14 protein-coding genes are annotated in these 15,798 nt (G+C 69.6%); 5 read left to right on the top strand and 9 right to left on the bottom strand.

Translation table 11 applies throughout. The features are described 5' to 3' along the window. Positions 1-8 precede the first annotated feature (8 nt). The 4 genes from malF to ACXAFN_RS03770 form a co-directional block, all read right to left on the bottom strand. Complete coding sequence (gene malF / locus ACXAFN_RS03785; RefSeq protein ID WP_474986303.1) at positions 9-1,583, bottom strand: maltose ABC transporter permease MalF; 1,575 nt, start codon at positions 1,581-1,583, stop codon at positions 9-11. 76 nt (positions 1,584-1,659) lie between these two features. Then, positions 1,660-2,856 carry a maltose/maltodextrin ABC transporter substrate-binding protein MalE gene (gene malE / locus ACXAFN_RS03780; protein ID WP_474986302.1) on the bottom strand — a complete coding sequence of 399 codons (1,197 nt, stop codon included), beginning with the start codon at positions 2,854-2,856 and terminating at the stop codon, positions 1,660-1,662. A 193-nt stretch (positions 2,857-3,049) separates the two neighbouring features. After that, positions 3,050-3,976 (bottom strand): LysO family transporter, encoded by a 927-nt coding sequence (locus ACXAFN_RS03775; protein WP_474986300.1) that lies wholly within the window; start codon positions 3,974-3,976, stop codon positions 3,050-3,052. Between the two features lie 88 nt (positions 3,977-4,064). Next, positions 4,065-4,730, bottom strand: a complete 666-nt coding sequence (locus ACXAFN_RS03770) for a hypothetical protein (RefSeq protein ID WP_474986298.1) — start codon at positions 4,728-4,730, stop codon at positions 4,065-4,067. Positions 4,731-4,871: 141 nt separating this feature from the next. On the opposite strand from ACXAFN_RS03770, the gene ACXAFN_RS03765 reads away from it, so the two are divergent. Further along, positions 4,872-5,429, top strand: coding sequence for a DJ-1/PfpI family protein (locus ACXAFN_RS03765; RefSeq protein ID WP_474986297.1), 558 nt, complete (start codon positions 4,872-4,874; stop codon positions 5,427-5,429). A gap of 5 nt (positions 5,430-5,434) precedes the next feature. Here ACXAFN_RS03765 and ACXAFN_RS03760 read toward each other — a convergent pair whose 3' ends face one another. The 5 genes from ACXAFN_RS03760 to ehuR all read right to left on the bottom strand — a co-directional run bounded on the left by ACXAFN_RS03760 (position 5,435) and on the right by ehuR (position 11,719). Next, entirely contained in the window at positions 5,435-6,808 is a 1,374-nt protein-coding gene (locus ACXAFN_RS03760; RefSeq protein ID WP_474986296.1) for a nicotinate phosphoribosyltransferase, read from the bottom strand. Then, a complete protein-coding gene (locus ACXAFN_RS03755; RefSeq protein ID WP_474986294.1) occupies positions 6,805-7,374 on the bottom strand; it encodes an isochorismatase family protein in 570 nt (189 codons plus the stop codon). Before ACXAFN_RS03755 ends, ACXAFN_RS03760 begins: the two co-directional genes overlap by 4 nt. A gap of 236 nt (positions 7,375-7,610) precedes the next feature. Further along, positions 7,611-8,546 (bottom strand): 2-hydroxyacid dehydrogenase, encoded by a 936-nt coding sequence (locus ACXAFN_RS03750; RefSeq protein ID WP_474986292.1) that lies wholly within the window; start codon positions 8,544-8,546, stop codon positions 7,611-7,613. A 67-nt stretch (positions 8,547-8,613) separates the two neighbouring features. After that, entirely contained in the window at positions 8,614-10,239 is a 1,626-nt protein-coding gene (locus ACXAFN_RS03745) for a methyl-accepting chemotaxis protein (protein WP_474986290.1), read from the bottom strand. A 73-nt stretch (positions 10,240-10,312) separates the two neighbouring features. Continuing rightward, complete coding sequence (gene ehuR, locus ACXAFN_RS03740; RefSeq protein WP_474986289.1) at positions 10,313-11,719, bottom strand: MocR-like ectoine utilization transcription factor EhuR; 1,407 nt, start codon at positions 11,717-11,719, stop codon at positions 10,313-10,315. A 207-nt stretch (positions 11,720-11,926) separates the two neighbouring features. Here ehuR and doeA point away from each other — a divergent pair, with 207 nt between their 5' ends. The 4 genes from doeA to ACXAFN_RS03720 all read left to right on the top strand — a co-directional run bounded on the left by doeA (position 11,927) and on the right by ACXAFN_RS03720 (position 15,703). Further along, positions 11,927-13,126, top strand: coding sequence for an ectoine hydrolase DoeA (doeA, locus tag ACXAFN_RS03735; protein WP_474986287.1), 1,200 nt, complete (start codon positions 11,927-11,929; stop codon positions 13,124-13,126). A gap of 9 nt (positions 13,127-13,135) precedes the next feature. Continuing rightward, on the top strand, positions 13,136-14,149 hold the full coding sequence (gene doeB / locus ACXAFN_RS03730; RefSeq protein WP_474986285.1) for a N(2)-acetyl-L-2,4-diaminobutanoate deacetylase DoeB: 1,014 nt from the start codon (positions 13,136-13,138) through the stop codon (positions 14,147-14,149). Between the two features lie 22 nt (positions 14,150-14,171). Beyond that, positions 14,172-14,651, top strand: a complete 480-nt coding sequence (locus tag ACXAFN_RS03725; protein ID WP_474986284.1) for an Lrp/AsnC family transcriptional regulator — start codon at positions 14,172-14,174, stop codon at positions 14,649-14,651. Between the two features lie 182 nt (positions 14,652-14,833). Continuing rightward, entirely contained in the window at positions 14,834-15,703 is an 870-nt protein-coding gene (locus tag ACXAFN_RS03720) for a carbon-nitrogen hydrolase family protein (RefSeq protein WP_474986282.1), read from the top strand. The last annotated feature ends 95 nt before the right edge of the window (positions 15,704-15,798 follow it).

Here is a 15,798-nt window from a genome sequence, read left to right as displayed (position 1 = left end):
ACTCCTCCTTAGACCTTGACCTTGGACAGGCGCATGTTGAGCCACGACAGCCCCACCACCAGCAGGAAGATCAGGGTGGCGATGGCGGCCGCCAGGCCGAATTGCTGGCCGGCATCCTGGAAGGCGATGCGGTAGGTGTAGCTGACCAGCAGGTCGGTGGTGCCCGCCGGGGTGCTGGCGCCGAGGATGTCCGGCTTGCCGCCGGTGAGCAGGGCGATCAACACGAAGTTGTTGAAATTGAAGGCGAAGGCGGCGATGAGCAGCGGCGTCAGAGGCTTGAGAATCAGCGGCAGGGTGATGCGCAGCATGTTGGTCAGCGGCCCGCCCCCGTCCACCGCCGAGGCTTCAAAGAGATCGCGGGGAATCGACTGGATCAGCCCCATGCACAGCAACAGCATGTAGGGGTAGCCGAGCCAGGTGTTGACGATCAGCAGCATGGTGCGCGCCATTGCCGGGTCGGTGAACCAGTCGGGGCTGATGCCGAAGAGGTTCTCGAGGATCAGGTTTATCTCGCCGTGGTTCTGGTTGAACATGCCCTTGAAGATCAGGATCGAGATGAAGGCCGGCACCGCGTAGGGCAGGATCAGCAGGGTGCGATAGACGGCCTTGCCCTTGAGCTGGTCCCATTGCAGCAGCGTGGCCAGCACGAAGCCCACCGCCAGGGTGAACACCACCGTCAGCCCGGCGAAGACGAAGGTCCAGACGAAGATCTGCAGGAAGGGCCCGCGGATGTCCGGATCGGTGAAGATCCGGGTGTAGTGGTCCAGCCCCACCGCGACCGGCCAGCCCGGGGTAAGCCGCTCACCGTCCTCGGTGACGAAGAAGCCGGTCTCCTGATCGGGCGTCAGGACGGTGCCGTCGCGCAGGTCGGTCAGGCTGCCGTCGGGGTTCGCCTCATAGCGCGGCAGCATCGGCGCGAAGCTGCGCAGGCCCGCCATCTGGAGCTCGATGCCGTCGAGTGTCACCAGGGTCAGGGCCTCGAGGGTGTCGCGCAGGGCGATCACCTCGCGAATGCCCAGCACCTCCCCCAAGGGGGCCGCCTGGGCCGGCTCGACCGCCAGGGGTTGCCCCGCCACGGCCTGTGCCAGCGGCTGGGACACCAGTTGCGTTGCCCCCTCCGGGTCGACGGCCCCCTTGGCCTCCAGATACAGGCGCGTGCGGTTGCCGTCACGAACCAGCTGGAAGTCGAAGGCCTGGCCTTCGGCCTGATAGGTCTGGTCGAGGAACTGGGCACGCACCCGCTCTTCGCTGAGCAGGTTGCTCGAGCTGTAGTTGCTGAAGCTGATGCCGATGGTATAGACCAGCGGGAAGATCACGAACACGCCCATCCCGGCCAGTGCCGGAAAGATGTAGCGGTGGCTCATCAGTTCACGCCTGCCGAAGACGATCGCCAGGGAAGCGCCCAGCACCAGGAACAGCAGCGAGAACATCCACTGGCCGCGCAGGTGGAAGGCGACCACCAGCCACAGGGTGGCGAGCACCAGCAGGGCCGTCAGGGCGCGCAGCGCCCAACGGGTATAGCGCTCGGCGGGGTAGCGGGATCGATGGCGCGGCAAGCCGCGCGAGGCATTGGTCACGAACATGGGGTCACCTGCGGTCAGCCCCGGCCGGGCCGTGGTTCACGGCCCGGCCGGGGCATGGACACTGGAAGGAACACGGTTACTCGATGGCGGTGCGGATGCGCTGGGCGGCGGCGTCGAGGGCCGCCTGCGGCGACTGGCGGCCGCTGCCGATGTTCTGCAGCGCCGGTTCCATGGCCGACCAGAAGGCGCCCATCTCGGGGATGTTGGGCATCGGCTCGCCGAGCTCGGCGTTCTCCAGGGTGGCGGCGATGCGCGGGTCGGACTCAAGCTCCTGCTGATAGGCCTTGTGGGCCACGGCGCCCAGCGAGCCGTCGCCGTTGAAGGTGCGCAGGCCTGCCTCCTCGAGCAGGTAGCTCTCGAGGAACTCGGTGGCCAGGAAATCGTGGGGGGAGGCCGAGTTGATCATCGCCGCCATCACCCCGAACATCGGCTTGGCCCGCTCGTCGCCGACCCTGGGCAACGGCGCCACGCCGAAGTCGATGCCGCTCTTCTCCAGGTTGCTCCAGGCCCAGGGGCCGCTGATCATGGCCGCCACCTCGCCCTGGTTGAAGCGGGTATCGGTGACGCTGTAGTCGGTGCCTTCGGGCAGCACGCCGCTGTCGATCAGTTCGCGCAGGCGCTCGGCACCCGCCACCGCGCCGGCGTTGTTGACGCCGATATCGCTGACGTCATAGCCGTTATCGTGGTGCTTGAAGGGATAACCGCCGTTGGCGGCCAGCAATGGCCAGCTGAAGTAGGGCTCGCCGTAGTTGAACAGGATCGCCTTCTTGCCCTCCTTGGCCAGCTCGGCATCGAGCCTGGCGAGTTCATCGAAGCTCTCGGGGGGTGTCTCCACCAGGGCCTTGTTGTAGATCAGGCCCAGCGACTCCACCGAGATGGGGTAGCCGTAGGTGTCGCCGTTCCATTCGACGGCGTCCCAGGTGAAGTCGAAGTAGCGCCCTTGGTAGTCATCGGAGGGGGCGACGGCCTTGAGCAGTCCGCTCTGGGCCCACTCGCCCAGGCGATCGTGGGCGAAGATGACGATGTCCGGCCCCTGACCACTGCCCGCCGCCTGCTGGAAGCGGTTGGTCATGTCGTCGGGGTGAACGATGTCGATGGCGATGCCGGTGTCGGCGGTGAACCGTTCGGCCACCTCGCGGATGCCCTGCGGGCCCTTATTGTCGCCGATCCAGACGGTCAGGCTGTCGTCCTCGAAGGCCAGGGCCGGCAGGGCGGCCCCGGCGCTCAGGGTGGCGGCCAGCAGGTAGGTGGTGGGGTGCGTGCGTGGGGTCATGATGACGACTCCCTTCTTGTTGTGGTGGCGTTGTCCTGGAGACGCGTGAGTGGGTACTCGGCAAGGCTCGCCGATCCATGGGATGGGTGCCTCCTCCCCCGGGGGGGAGGAGGGCGGCGTATGCACGGGGCGTAGGTCGTTGTCCCGCCACGCAGTCGGGCGCGTGGTGGAGGAAGCGCCGGGGAGGAAGACCTTACAGCGACAGCAGGAACAGGATCAGCGGGGGAGAGAGCAGCGACAGGATGAAGCCGCTGACCACCGCCACCGGGACGCAGCTCACCCCGCCGTGCTGCTGAATCACCGGCAGGGTGAAGTCCATGGAGGTAGCGCCGCCGTAGCCGATCGCCAGCGCCGCATGGCGGCGAATCACCAGCGGAATCAGCACGAAGGCCAGCAGCTCGCGGCCCAGGTCGTTGAAGAAGGCCACGCCGCCGAGCAGCGGCCCGAGTTCGTCGCCGATCAGGATGCCGGACAGCGAGTACCAGCCGAAGCCGGCGGCCATCGCCAGGCCCTCGTTCCAGCGCAGCTCGAGCAGCGGGGCGGCGGCGAGGCCACCGATCAATGAGCTCGCCGCCAGGGCAGTGGCGATGGCCAGGCCGAAGCGGTTGAGCAGGATCTGCTTGAGCGGCATGCCCGAGTTCCTGAGCTGGCAGCCGATCAGTGCCAGCAGGGCGTAGAGCACCCACTCCGAGAGACGCTCGGCCCAGGCGAACAGCGGCTCGCCGACGGTCCCGCCCGCCGCCAGGCCGAGCCCCACGCCGCCCATCACGACGCCGACCAGAGACAGCGAGCCGGCCATGGCCGCGAGCTTGCTGGTCGGCGCGCCGGCCACCGCGCGGGCGGGGTCCACCGGCAGGCGCAGGCGGCGCGACAGCCAGCCCAGGGCGGCGAGGTTGCAGGCCGAGGTCACGGCCAGCAGCACCAGCGCCTGGCCGCCCAGGCGGGCGAACTGGCCGCCGAGGTCGTCGAGCCCGGCCAGGCTCATGCCCATCAGCAGCAGGATGGCGTAGATCGAGGCGTTCACGCCGCGGTTGATCCACGCCATGAGGCCGTCATCGCGGATCCGGACCAGATAGCCCAGGATCAGCGGCAGCAGAACGATCAGTAGTCCGGTCAACATGCGAGAGTCCCTTCTCTTGGCGGCCGCCGGGGCGGCCGAAAAACCGGCTACTCTAGCATGGCCGAAGGCGCCGGGGAGGCGGCGTGTCTCAGGGGGCGGACAGCTCGGTGAGGGTCAGGCGGCTGCGCCGGCGGCCGTCGCGAAAGTATTCCATCCCCAGCAGCAGCCCGGGGCGTCGGGTATCGAACTCGAACACCAGGCGGCGATCGTCCTCGTCGGGCTCGGCCAGGGACACGCGTACCGCCTCGAAGCGCCCGGCCGGCAGGGTGACGTCCTCGCGGGCCAGCACCCGGTAGTCGATCGTCTCCTCGCGGCCGCGATGGTCGCGATAGCGCAGCCGCCCGCCGGCGCCCGGGTCGCCGATGGCGCGTCGTGCCAGGGCCACCAGGGCGCTCTGGCGATCCGGCAGCGGGGCGAGCTCGTCGCGGTTCAGCGAGTAGGCGCGGCGTATCCCCAGCAGCGAGTAGCCGGCGGCGTAGTGCAGCGAACGGATCCGCTCGTCGTCGAGCCGGAAGCGTCCCCACTCGTGGCCGCTGGCGCCGGGCAGGCGGGCGCGCATCTCGCTCTGCCAGTGGCCGGCCTCGTGGCTGAGGCGGTGGCGGATCTCGGCGTCCGGCCAGCCCGCGACCTCGAGGCGGTAGCGGGCGTCGAAGGGTTGCGGGTCGGTGGCGGCCAGGCTCGGCAGGGCCGGGATGGACAAGAGCAGGCCCAGCAGGACCCGCAGTCCGGCGCCGCGCAGCGGGCGAGACGACATCGATGGCTTCCTCGCGGGGGAGAGGGTGACCCGGTTGAGATGTCGGTGACGGCCAGGGGTTCCCTGACATGGCCGAGTCATCACCGGGGGGCTAGGCTGGCGGGACACAACCCGATCGCATCTTTCACAGGAGGTGTCGTCATGGCCAGCCTATTGCTCATCGCCGGCGACTTCGTCGAGGACTACGAGATCATGGTGCCCTTCCAGGCGCTCCAGGCCATGTGCCACCGGGTGGATGCGGTGTGCCCCGACAAGCGTGAGGGCGACCGGATCCGCACCGCCATCCACGACTTCGAGGGCGACCAGACCTACACCGAGAAGCCGGGGCACGACTTCACCCTCAACGCCACCTTCGCCGAGGTCGCCCCCGACGACTACGACGGCCTGGTGATTCCCGGCGGCAGGGCACCGGAGTACCTGCGTCTCGACGAGCGGGTGCTGGAACTGGTGCGTCACTTCTTCGACCATGACAAGCCGGTGGCCGCCATCTGCCACGGCGCCCAGCTGCTGGCCGCCGCGGTCTCACTCGCCGGCTGGCGGGTCTCGGCCTATCCCGCCTGCGCGCCGGAGGTCCACCTGGCCGGGGGCGACTATGCCGAGATCGACGTCGACCAGGCGATCGTCAGCGGCAAGCTGGTCACCGCGCCAGCCTGGCCGGCGCATCCGGCCTGGCTGGCGCGCTTCCACGAGCTGCTGTAACGCGATCAGCCGCTCTCGGCGAGTCGCTCGAGGGCCGGCGACAGGGTCACCGGGTAGTCGCCGTCGCCGGGGGCGAGCCCATGCAGCGACGTCGGCAGCCGCGCCAGGGCCTCGGTGACCCTTTCCCGGGAGGCCCGGGTGGCGGCCATCATCTCCGCTACCGTGTCGCCCCTCACCACGCAGGGGTGCAGCAGCGGGGTCGCGGCGTCGACGCGCTCGTCGCGGCCGGCGATGACGTCGCCGGCATAGTGGCCATGGGCGTCGTGGCGACGGAACACCTGCTTGCGGCCCGGCAGGTCGACCTTGCCGGTGGAGTGCTTGGTCCGCGGTGTCCCGGCGTACTCCACCAGCTTGTAGGAGAGGTCGATGACCGGGGCGTCGGCGGCCGCCCCGAGCCGGGTGCCGACGCCGAAGGCATCGATCGGCGCGCCCTCCGCCACCAGCCTGGCGATGGCGTGCTCGTCCAGGCCGCTGCTGGCGACGATCTTCACCGTGCCGTGGCCGGCCGCGTCGAGCAGCGCCCGAGCGCCGCGGGCCAGTTCGCCCAGCTCGCCGGAGTCCAGGCGAATGGCGCCCACCGTGAGGCCGGGCTCGTCGTGCAGCAGCTCGATCACCGTCTTCACGCCCGCCAGGGTGTCGTGGGTATCCACCAGCAGGGTGGTGCCGGGATAGTGACGGGCGAAGGCGCGGAGGGCCTCGCGCTCGCTGTCGTGGGCCAGCACGTAGCTGTGGGCCATGGTGCCGTTCAGCGCCAGGCCGTGGCGCAGCCCGCCCAGCACGTTGCTGGTGCCGGCGAGCCCCGCCGCGCGATAGGCGCGTACCCCGCGCACCGCCGCGTCCACGCCGTGCATGCGGCGCATGCCGAAGTCCACCACCGGCCGGCCCCGGGCCGCCATGACGATGCGCACCGCCTTGGAGGCCAGCACCGTCTCGAGCTGCACCAGGTTCATGATCAGGCTCTCGAGCAGCTGGGCCTGGGCGATGGGCGCGTCGACCTCCAGCAGCGGCTCGTCGGCGAACACCGGCGTGCCCTCGGGCAGCGTCCAGATGTCGCCCTCGAAGCGCCAGTCGGCCAGCCAGTCGAGGAAGGCGGTCTCGAGGTGATCGACCTCGGCGAGCCGGGCCAGGGCGCGGTCGGTGAAGCGCAGCCGGCTGACCCGTTCGGCGGCGTACTGCTGGCCGCAGGCCAGCATGAAGCGGCGCTCGGGCGGCAGCCGGCGGAAGAACAGGCTGAAGGTGGCCGGCGCCGTCATGCCCTCCTTCCAGTAGGCCTGGGTCATGGTCAGTTGGTAGAGATCGGTGAGCAGCGCCAGCTCGTCGTCGTCGACGCTCAGGGGGGCGACGGTCGGCAGGGTGGCGCTCTGCGCGGCGGTACTCATGGCCGCACCTCGGCGCCGGCCTCCTGAAGGGCCGATCGACAGTCGTCCGCCGCCGCGGCGTCCACCGCCGCGCTCAGCGAGGCGAGCAGCAGGGTCGTGAAGCCTTCCCGGCGGGCATCGAGCACCGTGGCCCGCACGCAGACGTCCAGCGCCAGGCCGCAGACGATCACTCGCTCGATGCCGCGTTCGCGCAGGTAGCCGGCCAGGCCGGTGCCGTCGAAGGCGGAGTAGGCGTCGGCGTCGAAGGCGCAGGCCTTGCTGACCCGCAGGGTCGCGTCGTCGAGGTCGAGGTCGGGATGGAAGGCCGCCCCGGGGGTGTCCTGGACGCAGTGCACCGGCCAGGGCCCGCCGCGGTGGGCGAAGCTGACGTGGTCGAGCGGATGCCAGTCCCGGGAGGCGACCACCGGGGCGCCGCCGGAGCGGGCCGCGGCGATCTCGGCGTTGATCCCCGGCACCAGGGCGTGGCCGCCGGCGACGGCCAGGGCGCCGTCCTCGCAGAAGTCGTTCTGCATGTCCACCACCAGCAGCGCGTCCCCGGGGCCGTAGTCCACTTGAGCGTGACGCATCGAGCACCTCCTCGGAGGTCGGCGGGTGTTCCCTCTCAGCGTACGCCCCGGGCCCGCCGGAATGCCACAGCCAACTCCTGATACGGGACGCTAGTGTCCTGTTTCAAGGGTGGGTTGAAGAGATGGCGAGCGCATCGGGTCGCCAGACAAGGCGCCGCGACGAGGCATGGCAGCGCTATGGCGAGGAAAGGCAAGGCGGCCCAGGGAGCCGCCGGAATTCTTCGGTCGACCTGACACTAGTAGCCGGCCTCGGGATCGATGGTCTCGACCTCTTCCCCGGCCGCCATGGCCCGCAGCGCCTCGGCTACCTGGTCCAGCGCCTCGCCGAGCGGCGTGGGGCCGGCCATGTGCGGGGTGACCAGCACCCGCGGGTGCGACCACAGCGGGCTGTCGCCGGGCAGCGGCTCCTCGGGGAAGGCGTCGAGCAGGGCGCCACGCAGTCGGCCTTCGGCCTCGCCTTCGCCGAGCGCTTCGAGCAGCGCGGCCTCGTCGATCAGGCTGCCGCGCCCCGGGTTGATCAGGGTCGCGCCCTCGGGCAGGGCGGCCAGGGCGTCGGCATCGATGAGATGGCGGGTGGCCGGGGTGTCGGGCAGCAGCAGCACCAGGCTCTGCACTCGAGGCAGCAGCGTCGCCAGGCCGTCGTCGCCGTGGTGGCAGGTCACGCCGGACAGCGACTTGGGCGAGCGGCTCCAGCCGTGCACCGGGAAGCCGTCATCGGCGAGCGCCCGAGCCACGCGGGCGCCGATGGCGCCGAGCCCCAGTACGCCCACCGCCCAGTCGGCCTTGTCGGTCGCCGGCAGTTCGTGCCATTCGGTGCGTGCCTGCTGGCGGCGATAGCGGTCGAAGTCGCGCTGGAAGTGCAGCACGCCGTAGCGCACATAGTCGGCGATGGGACCGGCCATGCCGGCGTCGCGCAGCTTGACGATGGGCACGCCGCGGGGCAGGGCGGGGTTGCTCAGCAGGGCGTCGACCCCGGCCCCCAGGTTGACGATGCCCTTGAGGCCGTCGAGCTCGCCGAGCAGCTCGGCGGAGGGCTTCCAGGCCGCCAGGTAGTCGGCGCGGCGGCGCTCGGCGGCCGGGGCCGCGCTGGTGATGACCTCGGCGTCGGGCAGTCGCTCGGCGAGGGCCTCGCGCCAGGCCTCGGCGGCATCGATATGGATCAGGACTCGCATCGGGCCTCCGGGAAGATGGACGTTGGCGACCATCTTCCCGGTTTCGCCGCGCCGGGGAAAGCCTCGATCAGGCCGGTTCGGGGGTGCGCTCGACAGGCGCGGCGAGGGAGGGCGCCGGCGCCATGGGTGCCTCCGGGAGGCGGTCGGCGATTCGGAAGCGGGCGACTCGCTCGCTCAACTCACCGGCCTGGGCCTCGAGGGTCGCCGCCGAGGCGCTGGTGGCCTGGACCAGGCCGGCATTCTGCTGGGTCGCCGAGTCGAGCTCGGTGACGGCCGTACCGATCTGTTCCAGGCCGTCGGACTGCTCGCGGGTGGCGGCGCCGATGCGGATCACCTCCTCGCCGAGGCGCTCGATACCGCGGGTGGTCTCGGTCATGCTGGTACCGCTCTGTTCCACCTGGCGGGCGCACTCGTCGAGCTGCTGGCGCGTGGCGCCGAGCAGCTGACGGATCTCGCCGGAGGCATCGGCGCTGCGGCTGGCCAGGGCGCGGACCTCGGTGGCCACCACGGCGAAGCCGCGCCCGCGCTCGCCGGCCCGGGCGGCCTCCACGGAGGCGTTGAGGGCGAGGATATTGGTCTGAAAGGCGATGGTGTCGATGGTCTCGATGATGCCGTCCATGCGCGTCGCGTCGGCGACCACGGCCTGGATCAGCGAGACGCTGCGGGTCACGCTGTCGTGGCTGACCCGGGCCTGGACGGTCGCCTCTTCCGCCAGGCGATCGGCCTCGCGGCTGCTCTGGGCGTTCTGCGCCACCGAACTGGTGATCTCCTCGAGGCTGGCGGCGCTCTGCTGCAGGGCGCTGGCCTGCTGCTCGGTGCGCGAGGCCAGGTCGTGCCCCCCCTGGGCGATCGACTCGGCGCCGCGGTGGACGGCGACGCCGGTATGGCGGATCGAGGCGACCAGGCCCGAGAGCGATTCGGTCATGCGGCGCAGGGCGCCCAGCAGGCGGGCGGTCTCGTCCTTGCCCTGCACCGAGATGTGCTGTTGCAGGTCGCCCTCGGCGACCCGCTCGGTGATCGCCAGCGCCTGGTTCAGCGGGCGCACGATGCTGCGGGTGATCAGCAGTGACAGGGCCACGGCCATCGCCAGGGCCAGGCCGGCGAAGCCCAGCAGGCCGACGAGGGCGCCGTGATGCCGCGACAGGATGCCGGCCTCGGCCGCGCCCATGCGTGTCGCGGCGCGTTCGCCGATGGCATCGGCGGCGTCCTGGAGGCGGTAGACCGCCGCCTTGTGGGCCGAGAAGGCCCGGTTGGCCTCGGCGGTGGTGGCGAATTCACCCTCCCGCAGCCGGCGGTAGGTGGCCTCGAAACCGCCGGCATACTCGCCCAGGGCGTCGCCGGCCTCGCGGTAGAGGCCGCCGAGTGCCGGGGCGGGCGCCAGGCCGAGGCCGGCGTCCAGGGCCTGGTCCAGCCGTTCGCGCGCGTCGCCCCAGTCGTCGCGATAGCCGGCGACTCGGTCGGCATCGTGCAGGTTGATGAAGGTGTCCTTCTCGTAGCGTCGCAGCTGCAGGGACAGTTGCTGGACGCGGGCAGCATTGAGGGCGAGGGCGGCATCGACCTCCAGGGTATCGACGGCGGTGTCCTTGACCTGCGACAAACCTCGGATACCCACGCCGCTGGCGGCCAGCAGCAACAGGACGATCAGGGTGAAGGCCATGGCGAGGCGAGCGCCGATGGAGAAGCGTTGGAGCATGAGGCAACGGTCTCGAAGGGAAGTTGGTTATCCCCTATCGGCATGATCAGCGGTCTACTTAAGTCTTATAGTGCTAATAAACCAGCTGCATCATCGGCGGCGGCGCTTCGTCGAGCAGGCCGGCCAGCCGCGCCAGACCGCTCTTCAGCCGGCCGAGGTCGGGCTCGGCGCCCAGGCTCAGGCGAATGCGCCGCGGGGCCGGGGTCTGTTCCACCATGAAGGGGATGGCGGTGGTGATGGCCACGCCCTCCTGCTCGGCCTGCTGCTGGAGCTCCTCGGCCCGCCAGGCGGCGGGCAGCGACAGCCACAGGTGGAGGCTGGAGGCCCGGGAGGCGACGGCGTGGCCGTCGAACAGCCGGGCGGCCAGGCGCTGGCGTTCGGCCAGCAGCTCGCGCTGCTCCCGGGCCAGGCTCTCCAGGGTGCCGTCGGCGATCCAGGCATCGGCCAGCTCGAAGACCAGCGGGGTGGCCATCCAGCTGGTGGCCCGCATGCGCGGCAGGGTGTGGTGGAGCTGGCCCCGCGGCACGCTGAGATAGCCGGCGCGCAGCCCCGGGAGGACCACCTTGGTGAGGCTGGTGACATGGAAGCACAGCTGCGGCAGGCGGGCGGCCAGCGGCGTCAGCCCGGGGGGCTCGAGCAGCGCATGGACGTCGTCCTCGATCAGCCATACCCCGTGATGGTCGAGCACCCGGGCCACGGCATCGCGTCGCGCCTCGTCCATGGTGGCCCCGGTGGGGTTGAGCTGGGTGGGGGTCAGGCACACCGCCCGCGGGCGCAGGCGCCGGCAGGCCAGGTCGAGGGCCTCGGGGATCACCCCGCGCTCGTCGATGGCCACGCCGCGCAGCTGGAAGCCCAGGGTCCGCGACAGGGCGATCAGGCCGTGGTCGGTGAGCGCCTCGGTGAGCACCAGGTCGCCGTGCTGGACCACGGTGGAAATGGCCAGCATCAGGCCGTGGGCGGCGCCGTTGCACAGAACCCGGTCGTCCGGGGCGCCGGGCACGCCGAGCCGCTCGTCGAGCCAATGGCTGGCGCGCTCGCGCTGGTGGGCCAGGCCGGCGATGGGGCGATTGGCGGACACCACCTCGGGTCGGGCCCGCTCGGCCAGTGCCGCCAGCGTCTCGCGAAAGCGCAGGTGGTGGCTCGGCGGACATACCGGGTGGGCGATCGACAGGTCGATCAGCGGGCTCTCCTGGCGGGGCTCCTGGCCGCGCAGGTAGGCCGATTCCCGGGCGTCGTCCAGGGCGTTGATCCAGGTGCCGCTGCCGACCCGCGACTGCACCAGGCCCATCTTCTCGGCCTGGGCATAGGCCCGCGAGACGGTCTGCACGCTCACCCCCAGGGTCTCGGCCAGGCGCCGATGGGGCGGCAGCCGGGTGCCCGGGACGAGCTCGCCCTGGCGGATGGCCCGGGACAGGGCACGGGCGATGGCCAGGTACTTGGGACCGGTGTCCGTCAGGTAGGGCGTCAGATCGATTGTCATGATGCAATAAAGCCTTTGACCGTCGGCCGAGCGGGGGTGCTAGTATCGGCATGGAGACATTGACTGAAATTGTCATGAATTATGCTAGCAGTTGTCATGACAATTCAAACGGCCCAGGAGTGGCCGGCAAGTCTGCCTTGGCGCCCCGGCCACCTTCCAGGAGGAAAAGGCCGGGATCGGTGATGTGATCGTTGGACGAGCGATTTCATGATTCAGGTATCCCTGCCTTTCACTCGCGAAGAATACGCCGCCCGGCTCTGGAAGGTCCGGGCCGAGATGGCGAGCCGGGGCATCGACGTGCTGATCATCAGCGACCCCTCGAACATGGCCTGGCTGACCGGCTATGACGGCTGGTCCTTCTACGTGCACCAGTGCGTGCTGCTGGGCCTCGAGGGCGAGCCGGTGTGGTACGGTCGGCGCATGGACGCCAACGGGGCGCTGCGCACCTGCTGGATGGACCCGGAGAACATCACCTACTACCCGGATTACTACGTGCAGAATCCGGACATGCACCCCATGGAGTACCTGGCCCAGTCGATCATGCCCGATCGCGGCTGGCACCTTGGCGTGGTGGGCATGGAGATGGACAACTACTACTTCTCGGCCAAGGCCTACCAGTCGCTGCTGCGCGAGCTGCCTCACGCCCGCTTCATGGACGCCAACGCCCTGGTCAACTGGTGCCGGGCGATCAAGTCGGCCCAGGAAGTCGAGTACATGCGCATCGCGGCGAAGATCGTCGAGGGCATGCATTCGCGCATCCTCGAGGTGATCGAGCCGGGGCTGCCCAAGAGCAAGCTGGTGTCGGAGATCTACCGGGTCGGCATCGAGGGCTGGAAGGACGAGCACGGCAAGGTCTATGGCGGCGACTACCCGGCCATCGTGCCGATGCTGCCCACCGGCAAGGACGCCGCCGCGCCCCATTTGACCTGGGACGACAGCCCCTTCCGCGAGGGCGAGGGCACCTTCTTCGAGATCGCCGGGGTGTTCAAGCGCTATCACGCGCCGATGTCGCGTACCGTCTACCTGGGCCGGCCGCCGGCAGAGTTCGTGCGCGCCGAGTCGGCGCTGCTTGAGGGCATCGAGAACGGCCTCGCGGTGGCCAGGCCGGGCAATCGCACCGCGGACATCGCCATGGCGCTGGGCGCGGCCATGGACAAGTACGGGTTCGACCGCGGCGGGGCGCGCTGCGGTTATCCCATCGGCATCAGCTATCCCCCGGACTGGGGCGAGCGCACCATGAGCCTGCGCCCCTCGGACGAGACGATCCTCGAGCCGGGCATGACCTTCCATTTCATGCCGGGGCTGTGGGTCGAGGACTGGGGCCTGGAAATCACCGAGAGCATCCTGATCACCGAGACCGGCTGCGAGACGCTGGCCGACTTCCCCCGCCAGCTGTTCGTCAAGTAAGGAGCACTTATGAGCAAGCGACCGAGCCCCATCTCCGCCACCGTCGATTTCGAGGCCGAGGGCGTCCAGCACGGTTTCCTCAAGCTGCCGATCTCCAACGACGAGTCGGCCTGGGGGGCGGTGATGATCCCGATCACCGTGGTCGCCAACGGCGAGGGGCCGACGGCGTTGCTGACCGGCGGTAACCATGGCGACGAGTACGAGGGCATCACCGCCCTGCAGAAGCTGTCGAGCACGCTTCGTGCCGAGGACGTCCGCGGGCGGGTGATCATCGTGCCGATGATGAACACCCCGGCGGTCCAGGCCGGCAAGCGCACCTCGCCCATGGACGGCGGCAACCTCAACCGCAGCTTCCCCGGCGACCCGGACGGCAGCGTCACCGAGAAGATCGCCGACTACTTCACCCGGGGGCTGGTGCCGATGGTCGACGTGGTGCTCGACCTGCACTCCGGCGGCCGCACCCTGGATATCGTGCCCTTCGCCGCCTCCCACGTGCTCGACGACGCCGACCAGCAGCGCCGCGCCCTGGAGGGCGCCAAGGCCTTCGGCGCGCCCTATGCGATGATGATGTTCGAGCTCGACGCCGAGGCGCTGTTCGACACCGCGGTGGAGCGCCAGGGCAAGGTGTTCGTGGCCACCGAGCTGGGCGGCGGCGGCACCTCCACGCCCCAGAGCCTGGCCATCACCGAGCGCGGTATCCGCAACTTCCTGATCCACTACGGGCTGGTCGAGGGCGAGCTCGAGGTCCCCGAGGCGCCCCAGGTCTATCTCGACATGCCGGATGCCAGCTGCTATGTGCAGAGCGAGCACTCGGGGCTGCTCGAGCTGACGCTGGCGCTGGGCGACCGGGTAGAGCCGGGGCAGGTGATCGCCCGGGTCTATGACCCGACCCGCAGCGGGGCCGCGCCGATCGAATACCGGGCCGGTCGCGGCGGGGTGCTGGCGGCGCGTCGCTTCCCGGCCAATGTCAACATGGGTGATACCATCGCGGTGATCGCCGAGGTCGTCGAGTCGCTCGGCTGAACACGCACGGATGGAAAGGTCCATGAAGCTCGATCGCTATGATCTGAAGATCCTCGAGATCCTGTCCAGGGATGGACGCATCACCAAGTCGCGGCTGGCCGAGGCCATCAACCTGTCGATCAGCCCCTGCTGGGAGCGGGTAAGGCGCCTGGAGAAGGCCGGCATCATCGAGGGCTACGGGGCGCGGCTCAACCCGGCGGTGCTCAGGCCTCGCACGCCGGTCTGGGTGCAGATCGAGCTCAAGACCCACAACGCCGAGAGCTTCGCCCGCTTCGAGGCCCTGGTGCGCGACACCCCGCAGGCGGTCGAGTGCGTGGCGGTGGGTGGGGGTGTGGACTACCTGGTCAAGTTCGAGGCCGACTCGATCGATGCCTACCAGCGCCTCATCGATGCCTGGCTGATGTCCGACGCCGGCATCGAGCGCTATTTCACCTACATCGTCACCAAGAGCGTCAAGCGGCCCGCCACAGGCTTCGCCGCGACCGACTTCGCCTCGTCCTGATCGCCCCTATCGCGACGTGTCATCTGCGTTGATTCGCCCCGCCGGCCATGGCATAAGCTAGAAGGGCGGTGGGGCGAGCCCTACCCGTGCCGGGCGATCCCTCCGGCGTTGCATGACGCGAGGCGCCGGACCATGGACCGAACCCGCAGTGATTCGAGATCGCCTGACGCAGAGGGAATGACATGTCCTACTTCACGATTGCCGGTGTTCAGATGCATGCCCTGCATCATGGCGACAACACCGAGGCCATGCGCCATCGCATCGACGTGCTGATGAGCCGCTTCCCCCAGGTGCAGATGGTGCTGTTCAGCGAACTGATGCCCATGGGGGCCTCCCCGCATCATGCCCAGCCGTTGCCCAGCCATGCCGAGAGCATGTTCTGCCAGCTGGCCGAACGGCATCGCATCTGGCTGATCCCCGGCTCGATGTTCGAGCAGGGTGAGGACGGCACCTACAATACCCTGTCGGTGATCAATCCCCACGGCGAGGTGGTGACCCGCTATCGCAAGATGTTCCCCTTCCGGCCCTACGAGGCCGGTGTGGAGAGCGGCAGCGAGTTCGTCGTCTTCGACGTGCCGCGGGTCGGACGCTTCGGCGTCTCGATCTGCTACGACATGTGGTTTCCCGAGACCACCCGTACCCTGGCGGCGATGGGCGCCGAGGTGATCCTGCACCCGACCATGACCGACACCATCGACCGCGACATCGAGCTGGCGATCGCGCGGACCAATGCCGCGGTCAACCAGTGCTACTTCTTCGACATCAATGGCGCCGGGGCCATCGGCAACGGGCGCTCCATCGTGGTCGGGCCCTCCGGCGACGTCATCCACCAGGCCGGCACCGGCGAGGAGATCATGCCCGTCGAGGTCGACATGAGCCGCGTGCGCCGCGAGCGCGAGACCGGCCTGCGCGGCCTCGGCCAGCCCCTCAAGAGCTTCCGCGACCGGCGGGTCGATTTCACGCTGTATCGCCACGAGAACGGCGCATCGCCTTTTCTCGAGACCCTGGGGCCGCTGGAAAAGCCGCAACGTACTAATATTGAGGAGTACTGACCGCCTCGACACAGGTCGCCACGGAGAGAGGACCCTTGCATGCTTGCCCGATTTCTTGACGCCCTGCGTCGCCTGTTCCATTCGTCCGCGTCCGC

Source organism: Halomonas sp. ABH4_019, assembly GCF_056159885.1.
The sequence above is the reverse complement of the archived record's forward strand: the minus strand, read 5'-3'. Positions and strand labels throughout refer to the sequence as shown.